Below are 13121 nucleotides of genomic sequence, written 5' to 3'. Positions count from 1 at the left end.
AGGGGCCTAAGCCCCTTAACAGGAAAAAGAATATTAAGAAGCACGATTCACAAACTTCTTAAACAACTTAATCCCGACCGTTGCCCCCACTATCACCACAGCCAGCCCCCAACCATACGCCGAAAATTCGGTTGCCTGACTCGTTAACTGGTCAAAGGCTGCCTTTGCCGCCGAAGGTGTTGAAGATCCGCCATCAGAAGCAAAAGATCCAGCAGACAACACCAACAAAGAAACACCTACAGTAATTTTTTTTAAAATCATGTTGAAACCTCAGCTAAACGCTTAAAATATAAAATTGAACGGGAAATACAAAATCCCAAAACAAACGCGCCAAAGAAATAAGACATCATCATCTCTGGCCTCCGGCAATCACACCCAGCGAGAAACACATCATTAACCCAATATTAAATATCAAGTCATAGATATCGGATAAATTCATACCCTGCAAAATACGTTATTTACCCTCCCTGATTTTTATCATTTTGGTATAGACACCCATAAAATAACTATTATAGATATCGGTTAAATTAAATTCTTGCAAAATACGTTATTTATACCCTCTGGTTTTTTGCATAAATAGTATTATTCAATACGTTATTTTTTATTACTGATTAATGGCTTTCCATCAAAACGCTGAATTGAACCAGTGACATATTGATACCAGACACCATTATTATCTCGTGATGTCGCCCATGCGCTCGGCAAAAATGAGACATATACGGGCTGCTCTGAAATATCTGCCTCAACAGATTTGAGGAAAATATAATCTTCTTTGGAACAAACATACTTACGAAACTCAGTTGTTCGTACCTTTAACTTATGATCATCAAACGGCACGGCCAATACAAAACCAAATTTTTCTTTTTGCTTAAGCTCCTTCGTGCCATCGGAAGTCAAAATTTCTCTTTCTTCAATATCTGAAAGCACATGAGAAAAGTGCCCGCCTTGAACGGCCATTGCTTTAAATCCCTCAGGCATAGCATGCTTATACTGATAACGATCTACATAGTTCTGAATCATATTTTTTTCTCTCTCTATTTAGCGACAGTTATTGTCACGAGTCCAAGGAAAACAAAACAGTCTCAAGGCTCGTAACCTCACCTTGTGGCCGCTTTGTTTTCAAAAGACACAATGAAAAACATAAAAGATCATCTTCTGGGAATAAAAAACAAACAATTCTGACAGACAATAACGGTGCAGCATCCCTACAACGTAATAAATTATCCATTTGGGTATACAGCGAATACAGAGAAAAGCTCATCATGAGCGTGCTCCTTCCAGTAAACTCTGTAAGCGCTTTCCATTTTCTGGCTCGTAATCATCTTCAAAATCGTCAGAACCTTGCTCAAGGCAATCAAGAAAGTCTTGATTTAGAGTACTTTCATCTGCGCGTAAAAATGCCAGCGCAAGGCTATCTGCTTCATTCATTCGTCTAACCTCACAATTTGTGAAACGAGTTATAAAAACATGGTGATGAAAGGTAAAACCGTAAACAGTTTTACTAGCTGTTTCTTCATAACAGTTCTTTTTTTCTTCACCATCAATAAGCTGAGTTAAATAATATGGCTTTGCTACAAAATCAGAGAAAAAACCACCACTTAACTCGATATAACGTAGAAAATCACCACTATCAGCAGCAAGGCGCAACTCTTCTAATTCACACTTTTCATCATCCGTAAAATGCCCCAATGAAATATCACCTCTTTTCAATGGATTGCGTAAAGTTCGTAACTGGCGATACACTGTCACGCTCGGACAACCGAAGAACTGAAATAATCGAATTCCTGAGACACGAGACCAAACAGATACGCGCTGTACAGCATTCTGAAATGATGCCCCTGAATATTTATCATTCAGCCCTGAAATGCCTTTAGAATCCTCAAATCCTGCCATCTTAGTAATATATTTGATGATATAAGAGAATCCATCTCCCTTATCAGGATCAACCGCTGTCATTTTTATACGATGTTGTTTTGCTCCTTTCTCGTCTGGTGAGTCCCTAAATGCCTCTTCCTTAAAAATTGATAAGACTGTATCCAAATGCTCAGACTGGGAGTAAAACAATATATTCCAGTGAACGCAGCCATCAGCATGAGGTTCTACCGTTCTCAATCCTGGGATGGTGATATCAAGTTTGTCCAAGCGTTTACGGACACGAGTAAAAGTGTCCAATAACCATTGATGAGAATCACGAACAGTCGGCATTCCATTCTCAATCCATTGTGGATTTTCAAGATGAAAAGCCTTACCCGTTTTACTGTTCTTCACTGTTCTGACCGAATGAAAACGAGAAGGACAAGTCAACACGATAAAATAACCTTGTAAACCCATATTTTCGGCTAATGAGCAAACTCCTTTTGCACGAACTATCAGTTCGACGACTCTATTTTTACGATTAGAAACAGAAGAATCAAACGCCTCTTTCAAACTACACACTAATTTTTCATCAGCATCAAAAATTCCCATTGCCTCAAGAAAACGCAATGTTTTTGCATCTTTATGCTTATAGTGTGAAAGTAACCAATCAGAGGAATACGGTTTTAACGGTGAAAGCATCATCAAAATGCGAGAAATCTCAAGCACTCTGGCAAGGCGCTGTCTGTCTAAATAACGACGAACAAAATAAGGATTCATGAAGCGTAAAATAACGCCGAATTTTCTATGCAGGAGTGAACTACCAGATCGAGTTCGAATCAAATTCGACACAGTATCAGCAGAAAAATTGAAATCCTGTTCAACACGGTTCTTTATGGTTTCAATAAAAGCATCACAAAAAGCATTCCGATCATCAGATGAGTCAAACCGAGTCCAAGACCATAAAGACGAATCAGATAGTGATTGAACAAAATCACCAGCAATTAATTGCAGATCTTCATCTGAACAGAAAAGATTAATGCCTTTTCCTTTACCGTCTGAAGTTGCAAACGCCAAAGAATAAGCCATTTCTAATCTTGTTACCGCTTTATCGACACCTAACCCTTTAACTAAACTACAAACAGCTTGCGCTACAGAGATAGAAAAAGAACCAAATCCAGACGCCAAATAAGCAACATACATACGCCAATCAAGGGAAAATTCAGGTAATGAATCGACTTCAAACAAAAAAATGATTTGATGAACACGAGAATCAAGAGAAGGTAAAAAAGCCCCTTCCTGCTCCCCAAATATCTGGATATAACGCTGCCGGGAAAACAAATAATGGCGTTTTGATTGAGTGAAACGGGCAACTTGCTTTTGGTATTCTGGTTGGGACTGTAAGGGCTGATATTGGCGGTGAAATGAATCAAAATAATCGTTATAGGCATTCAAAAACTGAATACCCAACTCAGTGCGATCAGAATGTGAATAAATAGCGCCCATATCCCCTCTTGTACTAGTCCGAGGGGGCGAGAGATGGGCATTTTTTGTCCGGTAGAACAGGAGAGATCGGCGTAGGATTCGCACAATCCACGTTATGCTAAATTGCTAGGCCGCCCCTACTATTCTGGCAGCCTAGCAATTCAACATAACGCTATACATTATGCGAACCATAAGATATGGCACCAATATTAATGCCGCCTTCAATAAGAAGGCGGCATTTTACTATCAATAGATTACTTAATCTGGAATTAACCAAGACTACACTGAATAATCGCAGAAATAGATGCATATGAATCAATATGGACCGTGCTACCACGTACATTACTCCACTGCGCCTTTATAATAGAAATGTTAGACGCAAGAGAACAACTGGCAACTAGTGTGAATGGCGTGCGTCCATAAGATTCTGGACTCTTATTACTGTAAGTAAATGCACCGAAAGCTAACTGTTCTCCTTGATCGGTTATAATAATAAAATTCCCTCCAGGAAAATTGTTACCTGAGGCATAGGGAGTTGGTATATTTAAGGTGATTAATGCTGTTAAACCTGGTGAGTTAGAATACTTTGAAACATCAATTTCCAAACCAGGTATATCAACATAATTGGTGCTTGATGTTTGTATGGGATTGTTATGTGGATTTATTGATGCAAATACAATTGCCATGATTAATACTCCGGGGTTAGTTATTTTCTTTTTTTATTTAACTTCCTCAATAATGCTTATCCTAATTTATACAAATCACTACCCATTACTACAATGGTAAATATATCACATGCTTCATATCACATTATCATAAACTTCTATTCGTTACCCATTTAAAAATTAAAAAACATTGTTATTTAATTGATGTTCACATGGCGTCCTTTTTTCATTAAGTCCTCAAGAGAAATTAATTGCAAATTTGTCGCCATAACCTGACAATAACGTCTTTAGCTCATATTCCATGGTTTCTTGAGTCCAGGTGATAAAACGTCGCCAGTGGTATTTAGCCTGCCTCCAGACTATTACGTTCAGGTTCAGCCAGCGTGATATTCGATTTCAATTTCATAAGAATAGTCGGAAAGTCATCAGATTAACGATTATAACACCGATGCAGATAGTTTATCTGATCAACTTAATTACATGATATGACCATTTCAGCTAATGGAAATTAGCCATTCAGAACGAAACCATATCTGCCGGATTAAGCGTGCTTATTACTCCCAGAGCGCCTTTAATCAATGGGATAGCTACCGGAGAGAGGTAGGAACCTAGTGGAATCCTCGTATGATCAATGCTGGTAAGTATATCAAAGTCGTGGTTGCGTCCGATGAGATCGTCGCTGATGGCTTTGCCAACGCGTACTGTCTGCGCCACTCCATGTCCGCTCCAGCCATGCACCATATACACAGGGATGCTGTCACCGCTTTTGCGGGCATCGGTGGCACCGTTCAGGGTCAGATCGCTGATCCCACCCCAGGAGTATTCCAGTTCAGGTTTTTCCAGATGCGGGAATACGGTTCTGACACGATCAAGCAAGTAGGTGTTCACATCACGCGGTGACCAGGAGTTGCCAGTGCCTTGTCCACCGAATAGCAGACGGTTGCCACGCACCGCGCGATAATAGTCTATCTGTAACTGTGTATCGTAGACAGGCAGATCTGACGGAATAAGCTCTTTGATATCCATCGGCAACGGCGAAGTTACCGCTACATAGGTGAAAAAAGGCACTGTAGTAGAAGGACCGGAAATAAACTCATCGGTAGAGCCATGTACCCCCAGCACCACAGCTTTACTCGCTCTGATAATTCCCCGCTCAGTTTCTATAACCGTGCTGTTGCTGGCATCCTGTCTAATGCCTTTCACTTTTGTACGGTCATAGACTCGTCCACCCAGTCTGACGAAGCCATAAACCAAGCCTCGTAGCAGCGCCAGCGGTTGAACCTGTCCACCGATGCTGTCGATATTGGCACCATAATAGATACTCGAACACACATACTCTTCCTGCAATTCGTGTGGCCCAATAACCTTCACTGCCCTATCTCCCAGTTGGCGCCGGGCATCAACATTAGCAACCAATGGCCCCATATGACCTGGATGTATCGCAGCAGTAATATGACCATATTTGCGATCACATTCAAAACCGTAACGCTCGCGGAGCTCATCCACAAGATCCATTGCTTCAATTGATGCAAAGCGCCATAAGCGTTTAGCTTCATCGGGCGAAAATTTTTCCAGTATGGTTTCTGCTTCCCAGCGGGCAATTCCGGGGGTCATTTGCCCCCCATTACGGCCAGAGGCTCCCGAACCAATGTTATCCTTTTCAACCAGAATCACATCTACGCCCGCTTCAGCAAGATGCAGCGCAGTGGAAGCGCCTAGTAACCCACCGCCAATAACGACAACCTCACAGCTCTGATCTCTGGAAAAGCTTCCAAAAGCTGGCCAATCAGCCAGAGAGGCCTCATAGTAGTTGGCTGGCATGGCGTTGGTAGCCATGTCTCTATGCCAATTCCAGATACGTGAATCCAAACCTAACCGGCTGGTTCTATACTGTGCATCCTGCAATAGCGTCGGCCGGAATTGGTTAATATTGATGAACGGAGTATCAACCGCAGTTAAGGCCTGAGCGAGCAGAGATGTAGCGGGAAGTATGGATGAAAGTACTCCGGCCCCTGCAAAAGTTGCGGCAGTAGAGATAAAATCTCTTCTGTTCATTGCCATTTCAGCTCTCCTTTATGATCGGAAATTATCCGTTAGCCTGGCCTGGGGATTCACCTGTCCTTTCAGAGCGGCGAGAATCAGTAAAATAACAGTGCCGACAAAGGGGATCAGATGTAACAGTAGCCACCAGGCGCTACAATTAATATCGTGTAGGCGGCGGGCACTTACCGCCAATGCTGGCAAAAATGTGCTCAGTAAATAGATAGCACTAAACCACCCCATATAAATTTCGGGGTTGGCAACAGCAAACAACCGTTCCAGAAAAGAAATGATGAGAACAGCAAGGATCTGAAATAGAAAAAAATACCAGAACTCCTTACGCTGAGCCCTCCCCCTGAAACAGGTATAATTCTTTAATACATTTAAATACCAGTGCATTGTTGTTATGCCTCCTGGTTATCTCCGATTATTCAGATCGAGCAAGACAGATTTCAGGATATTGAGCGCCTCGTCAAAAACATCGTCTTGTATAGTCAGCGGGGGCAGGAAACGGATTACGTTGCCATGTACACCACACGTCAACAGAATCAGGCCATGATCTAGCGCTTTCTGACGCACCGCATTGGTAAAATCGGCATCAGGTTCCTGACTATCCGCACAATTAAACTCCACCGCAATCATCAGCCCAAGCCCCCGCACATCAGCGATCTGTGGGACATGCGGCCGCAGTTTATGCAGATATTGTTTTAGCCGCTCTCCCAGCTGCGTTGCACGCTCAGCCAACTTTTCTTCTCCGATCACATCCAGTACCGCATGGCTAGCAGCAATCGCTACCGGATTACCTCCATAGGTTCCCCCCAATCCCCCTGGCACTACAGCGTCCATCAACTCTGATCGTCCCGTTACAGCTGCCAGCGGAAATCCTCCCGCCAGACCTTTTGCCATAGTGGTCAGATCGGCCGCAACCTCATGATGTTCCATAGCAAACAGTTTTCCTGTACGCGCGAAACCAGTCTGAATTTCATCAGCAATGAGCACAATACCGTAGCGATCGGCAATTTCGCGTAGGGATTTGAGTAATTCTGGAGGCGCAGGATAAAATCCGCCTTCGCCCTGTATTGGCTCGATAATAATGGCAGCGACACGTGTGGGTTCAATATCGGTTTTGAAGAGATTCTCCAGCGCGTTCAGTGTCTGTTCTACACTGGTACCGTGTAGTCCTACCGGAAACGGGACACGGTAAACATCGCTAACCAGTGGGCCAAACCCCATTTTGTACGGTGCAACTTTGCCGGTTAATGCCATACCGAGGAAGGTACGGCCATGAAAAGCACCGCTGAAAGCGACTACACCATTACGTCCGGTAGCGGCACGCGCGATCTTTACGGCATTTTCTACTGCCTCAGCCCCGGTGGTAACAAAAACGGTCTTTTTCACAAAATTACCCGGCACCAGCCGGTTCAGTCGTTCGGCTAGCGTTACATAATTTTCATAAGGCACGACTTGATGACAAGTGTGGGTAAACTGTTCCAATTGCTCTCTGGCTGCGGCAATGACGCGTGGGTGACGATGGCCGGTATTCACTACGGCAATACCGGCAGCAAAATCAATATAGCGTTGCCCTTGGGAATCCCAGATTTCAGCATTTTCCGCACGTTTAACATAGATTTGTGTGGTCACGCCTACACCTTTTGCGATAGCCGCCCTACGCCTTTTAGCTAACATAGATTCAGTCATAAGCAAAAACTCCTGAGTAATCTTAACAAGTGGGCTTCAGCTGACAAACGCCCTGTGTGATTCAGTGTGTGATAACGGTAGGATCACCAGGCGCAGTGGAGGGACGTCACCATTTGCCGATCGGTTAACGTCTTGGTTCTTTAATAATGAACCAGAGCGTACCCCTGGCACAGTTGAAGTCACAACCCGCGCATCGTCATTAATAATTAGTGCTGGCTTACCGATAGCTCCCAGAATCGGCAGAAGTAACCGATCCAGCGTCGAAACCAGAATATCCACCGCCGCGACACCGACAAATTCCTCACCGATAAGCACCGGATGGGCTATCGTAATCGTGTAGGCACCATTGCAGACATAATCCACATAGGGGCCGTCGATGACGGGAAGATGACGGCTGGCTGGTTGCCGGAACCACTCAAACAATCGGAAATCCAGACGCCTTCGTTGTTCTTGATTGTGTTCCAGCTGCGCATACTGAATGGTATTCCCTTCCTGACGCCACCATTCCAGCGTCCAGTAACCGTTCTCCTCCTTAACCGTCTTCGGGACCGCATAACTGGCAAACCCCGCCCCGTTACACCAAGCGTGATTACGCCGTAGTACATCTTGGATATGTTTTTGCAATACGTCGCGCTGTTCCTGCTCCAAACGAACACCTTCCGTACGATATAACGGCAGCTCTAATAAAATACGCGCTGTCTTATCCGCTAAAGTTGTCGCAGCCCGCTGCGCCGCGACCAAGATATCGTCCAGGATATCCCTGGCTCGTTTTACGTATATGTCGTTGTACATATGCCCCCCTTTCCCTGTCTTTTAGTCAGATCTCAAATCAGATCGCTGCAAGAATGACGCATCAGTCTCCATACGCAATTTGCATTCAAACAGGTGGTCAGTAATTCGGATAATCATCTTCTGTGCCAGCTGGTAACAGGCGAAGCCATCACCCTTATACAAAGTGGCCAAGAGTGTATGCCAGGCGGCAGCAACCTCGCGGTGAATAGCAGTCTCTCGATACAGAAGAACCATCAACGGAGCCCATTCAGCCTGTATCTCCAACTCTTGATTGGCAAGCCTGGCCGACTGTGCCTGAGATGCCAGAGTTAACAGACTGCGCATATCTGCCTGTATACGGGCATCTGGCTGTGTCGCGGCTGCAAAACTGTCGATCAGTTGTCCAAGCTTTCTCAGTTCACCCAGCGTTGAACGTTGAGCCGCAAGCCTCGCACTGTGACCAATCACTGCACAGTGAAACTCGCTGAAATCCGCCAGCTCACCCGAAGCCATCAGCCGCAACGGGTGATATTTCTGCATTGTCTCAACGGAAACTTGACACACAAAACTACCGCCATGACGTCCGCGCCGAGTATCAATCAACTGCCTGGCACGTAGCGTGTTCAGGGCATCACGAACAGTTACCGGTGATACGCCCAGCAGCCGCGACAACTCGTTTTCGTTAGGCAACTGCTCATCAGTTTGTAATATCCCGGAGATGATCGCGTTACTTAAACGTTCCACAACCTGTTCGGTTCTGGTGGCCTGATCGAGTGGTGCATAGACGATGGAATATGCCGTCATTCTCTAACTCCTGATTGAAATGACACAGGATTTCAGCATGTCTGCAAACAACGCTAAAAAATTCCGTAGCGATGCAGCGCTTGCGCATCCTCCGGTACGGGTGTGATCGCATCCCAAAGTTCAGCCACTTTGCCGTTCTCGACGCGCCATAGCTCAAAATAACTGTGACGTGCTCCGGCAATACTCCCCTCTGAGTGAGTCAGAACAAACTGCCCGTCGGCTACTGTATGGTGGATTTTTGCATAATGCAGGCCCCGCCCTTCATCTTTAAGTTGTTTAAGAAACGCAATGACCGCAGCCGTACCATCGGGAATATCGGGGCTGTGCTGGCGAAACGCCTTACCATTGGTGTAATTTCCAAACTCATCATAGTGCCCTTCGATCAGGGAGCGCGTGAAAAAGTTAACCACCAGTTCGCGATTTTTCTCTCTGTCACGACTATGGCCTGTTTCAGTTGGGCCATCTAACTGAGTTCGGCCACTGGCGTTGGGCGCGGACTGCGGTACCAAGCCATCCCAATGTTCCACGATTAAGCCACCGACAACCCGGTAAAGATCGAAACCGACCAATGGCTGATCGTCTAAGCCCGTGAAACGGCCGTGAATAGCAACCAGATCACCGTCTTGTAGTACGCGAAATGTTTCATGATGCAGTTCGGGATGTGACTGGACTAACTCACTTAATCCGGTAAGACCGTCTTTGACTAGTGGAGAATGTTCAATGAAATTCGGTGCAAAATAACGCTCAAGCGCCCTCACATCACGGTCAGTAAACAGTTCGTGGTGCGCACGTGATACCAAGTCGCGTAAAGATCTATTTTGATTCATTGTGGATATCCCTGTATCAATCATTGGAACTCATCACGTGTTTGATACGTGTGTATTCATCGAAGCCATAAGCCGACAAATCTTTACCGTATCCAGATTTCTTGAAGCCACCATGTGGTGCTTCTGCCGTAAGAGGAATATGGGTGTTAATCCAGACAGTTCCAAAATCAAGCTCACGAGACAAGCGTAACGCACGGCCATGGTCGCGGGTCCAGACACTGGAGGCCAATCCGTATTTTACATCGTTAGCTTTCTCGATAGCTTCCTGTTCTGTTAGGAACTTTTGCACTGTGATAACAGGGCCAAAAATCTCAGTCTGAATCACTTCATCGTATTGATCCAGACCAGTAATCACGGTAGGTTCAAAATAATATCCCGAACGATTGGCCTGACGGCCTCCTGTTTCGATACGGGCATGTGCGGGCAGACGCGCAATGAATCCTTTGACCTGCTCTAGCTGACGAATATTATTAAGCGGCCCATACAGCGCTTCTTTATCTTCTGGGTCGCCAAAACGGGTGGCTTTAGCTGCCGCCACCAATTTAGCGACGAAAGTATCGTGAACAGATTCATGCACCAGCACACGTGAAGCCGCAGTGCAATCCTGACCCGCGTTGAAGTACCCTGCGGTAACGATGGTATCCACTGCTTTATCGATATCCGCATCAGCAAAAACAACTACCGGTGCTTTACCTCCCAACTCCAGATGCGTTCTGGTGAGATTAGCCGCCGCTGAAGAGGCAACCTGAAAACCTGCACGTGTGGAACCAGTAATGGAAACCATAGCAGGCGTTTTGTGTGAAACGACCAGGGTGCCCGCGCTCGCATTACCCAATACTACGTTGAAAGCGCCAGCTGGGAAAAACGGGGCGGACAGTTCAGCCAGTAACAAAGTACTTTCCGGTGTGGTATCACTTGGTTTAAGCACCACGGTATTACCTGCGGCCAGAGCAGGTGCTATCTTCCACACCGCCATCATCAACGGATAGTTCCATGGAGTAACCTGCCCTACCACGCCCAGCGGTTCACGCCGAATGCTGGTGGTCATATCAGGGAGATATTCTGCTGTAGCCTTGCCTTCCAAAAAACGGGCTGCGCCGGCGAAGAAGCGGATATGATCCACTGATGTCGCAATCTCTTCGGAGGCAATCAGGTGCTTAAGCTGCCCTGTATTGCGGCTTTGTAATTCAATCAGACGTTCAGCGTTCTTTTCTATCGTATCAGCCAGCGCTAACAACGCCCGCTGACGTGCCGACGGTGTGCTACGTCCCCATATTTTAAATGCCTCTTTAGCCGATGCATAAGCATCATCAACATCCTCCGCGGTCGCGTTAGGAGAACGTGCATAAAATTCACCAGTGACCGGGCTTACCAGATCAAAATATTCGGAGCCTTTAGTCTCAATATACTGACCATTAATGAAATGCCTGAGCGTTGGTATCGGCATGGTTACTTCCTCTCCTCATGGATTAAATGGATAAAATATAACCTATGATTTAATATATTTAATGGTTGCATTTTAGTCAAATTTGTGGCAAAAATGTAAAAACAAGAGGAAATTTAGACACATGCACGTAACTTTCAGGGTTTCCATCAGGAAAAAAGATTCAAATCTGTGAGAAGGTTCTAGGATTTCACTGTGGCCCATGTCATTTCAATTGACTATAAAATTTAGGCTCGTTACCACATATTTTTTCGATATTATTTTTGTTTTATGCATATATTTGCGAATTATCTGAATTCTTACGCAAATAATTTCTGCATATCTATTTAACCTGTTTTTCTAATTCATCGCATGACGGATAACAATATCCAACTCCATATTTATTTTAATTGACTTTAACGTTATATCAGTTCATGAAAACTCCCCCACTCCAAGTATTGAATTGGATTAAAAATCGACCAGAGTACGTCATTTATTTCAATTTTAATTGATTTTTTTTGCAATATTTGTGATGAATGTCACTGACAGATATATATAATATACTACCTTACTACCTAATTTATATCATCAACATATTTATATTTAGTTGGCTATATATATCAGTCTGGTTAACTTAGGTGAAATTTTGTTTATTGACAAACAAAAAATAAACATACCCATAAAAAAAATAAAATTGAATCATTAATATTAGTCTGTAACATATCTCGCTGTAACTGTTTGTATCATGTTGTTTTTTCTCTTTTTCATGTTCTAGTTGATGAACATTTTTAGAGGTAATAATGAGTAACAAAATGAACGAAGCCATTAAATCGATATTTAATGGACTCCCTGATCTTCCGCCTGAAACTTATTTTCAGGAGGGTTTTTTCAGGGACCCAGCGAGAACAATCAATACAGATGATAGGTATTTTTTATCTCCTGCGGATGGGTTTGTTATTTATAGTGGAATAATAAACCCAGATGAGGCGATCACCGAAGTAAAAGGAAAAAAATATAGCATTCAGGATATCATCAGAGATAAACATTATGATAAACGTTCGCTTGTCATTGGTATCTTTATGACATGCTATGACGTGCATATTAATAGAATCCCTTACGATGGTATCCTTAGTTACGCGGAACATGAACCTCTGGAAACCAACAATCTACCAATGATTGATGTAGAGAATAATATTTTTTATAAAGAGAACATTGAATTAATTTATGACGATTATTTATATCTGAACCAACGAGTCGTCAATAAAGTCTACTCGCCTGGCATTAATCGAGAATACTATATGGTTCAAGTTGGTGATTATGACGTTGATACGATAACACCGTTCCATATACAACAAGATACTCCTGTATATCAGGGTGATAGGTTTTCAATGATTCGGTATGGTTCACAAGTCGATTTAGTGATCCCTGTTACTGATGATGAATTAATTTCATTGGTAACTGAAAAGGAACATGTGACTGGTGGTATGACTAAGTTAGTTAGAATCAACGATAACTCTCTATAAACAAATAATATAAACTAAAATCGAGGTTTTA

General features: G+C 43.8%; 13 protein-coding genes. 1 reads left to right on the top strand and 12 read right to left on the bottom strand.

The features are described 5' to 3' along the window. Window positions 1-33 precede the first annotated feature (33 nt). From IQ209_RS00505 to IQ209_RS00455, 12 genes are all read right to left on the bottom strand, one after another. Window positions 34-261: a major coat protein gene (locus IQ209_RS00505; protein WP_193847977.1), complete on the bottom strand. Its 228-nt coding sequence runs from the start codon at window positions 259-261 to the stop codon at window positions 34-36. An 88-nt stretch (window positions 262-349) separates the two neighbouring features. Beyond that, window positions 350-439: a tail virion protein G7P-2 gene (locus tag IQ209_RS18145; protein WP_228005634.1), complete on the bottom strand. Its 90-nt coding sequence runs from the start codon at window positions 437-439 to the stop codon at window positions 350-352. 155 nt (window positions 440-594) lie between these two features. Beyond that, window positions 595-1020, bottom strand: a complete 426-nt coding sequence (locus IQ209_RS00500) for a hypothetical protein (protein WP_193848502.1) — start codon at window positions 1018-1020, stop codon at window positions 595-597. A 240-nt stretch (window positions 1021-1260) separates the two neighbouring features. Then, window positions 1261-3360 (bottom strand): replication endonuclease, encoded by a 2100-nt coding sequence (locus tag IQ209_RS00495; protein WP_193847975.1) that lies wholly within the window; start codon window positions 3358-3360, stop codon window positions 1261-1263. Between the two features lie 248 nt (window positions 3361-3608). After that, a complete protein-coding gene (locus tag IQ209_RS00490) occupies window positions 3609-4025 on the bottom strand; it encodes a hypothetical protein (RefSeq protein ID WP_193847973.1) in 417 nt (138 codons plus the stop codon). A gap of 495 nt (window positions 4026-4520) precedes the next feature. Further along, complete coding sequence (locus tag IQ209_RS00485; RefSeq protein ID WP_193847971.1) at window positions 4521-6065, bottom strand: FAD-binding oxidoreductase; 1545 nt, start codon at window positions 6063-6065, stop codon at window positions 4521-4523. Window positions 6066-6077: 12 nt separating this feature from the next. Further along, on the bottom strand, window positions 6078-6443 hold the full coding sequence (locus tag IQ209_RS00480; protein WP_193847969.1) for a DUF805 domain-containing protein: 366 nt from the start codon (window positions 6441-6443) through the stop codon (window positions 6078-6080). Between the two features lie 18 nt (window positions 6444-6461). Then, window positions 6462-7742 (bottom strand): 4-aminobutyrate--2-oxoglutarate transaminase, encoded by a 1281-nt coding sequence (locus IQ209_RS00475; RefSeq protein WP_193847967.1) that lies wholly within the window; start codon window positions 7740-7742, stop codon window positions 6462-6464. Window positions 7743-7778: 36 nt separating this feature from the next. Continuing rightward, window positions 7779-8534, bottom strand: coding sequence for a cache domain-containing protein (locus IQ209_RS00470; protein WP_193847965.1), 756 nt, complete (start codon window positions 8532-8534; stop codon window positions 7779-7781). A gap of 21 nt (window positions 8535-8555) precedes the next feature. Continuing rightward, window positions 8556-9317 carry a FadR/GntR family transcriptional regulator gene (locus IQ209_RS00465; RefSeq protein ID WP_193847963.1) on the bottom strand — a complete coding sequence of 254 codons (762 nt, stop codon included), beginning with the start codon at window positions 9315-9317 and terminating at the stop codon, window positions 8556-8558. A 53-nt stretch (window positions 9318-9370) separates the two neighbouring features. Continuing rightward, window positions 9371-10144, bottom strand: a complete 774-nt coding sequence (locus IQ209_RS00460) for a nuclear transport factor 2 family protein (RefSeq protein WP_193847961.1) — start codon at window positions 10142-10144, stop codon at window positions 9371-9373. A 16-nt stretch (window positions 10145-10160) separates the two neighbouring features. Beyond that, window positions 10161-11591, bottom strand: coding sequence for a gamma-aminobutyraldehyde dehydrogenase (locus IQ209_RS00455; RefSeq protein ID WP_193847959.1), 1431 nt, complete (start codon window positions 11589-11591; stop codon window positions 10161-10163). 788 nt (window positions 11592-12379) lie between these two features. On the opposite strand from IQ209_RS00455, the gene IQ209_RS00450 reads away from it, so the two are divergent. Continuing rightward, window positions 12380-13090: a phosphatidylserine decarboxylase gene (locus IQ209_RS00450; protein ID WP_193847957.1), complete on the top strand. Its 711-nt coding sequence runs from the start codon at window positions 12380-12382 to the stop codon at window positions 13088-13090. The last annotated feature ends 31 nt before the right edge of the window (window positions 13091-13121 follow it).

Origin of the sequence: Xenorhabdus sp. BG5 (assembly GCF_015163665.1) — a bacterium.
Classification (GTDB): Bacteria; Pseudomonadota; Gammaproteobacteria; order Enterobacterales; family Enterobacteriaceae; genus Xenorhabdus.
Note: the sequence above shows the minus strand (reverse complement) of the source record. Positions and strands in the feature narration are given on the sequence as shown.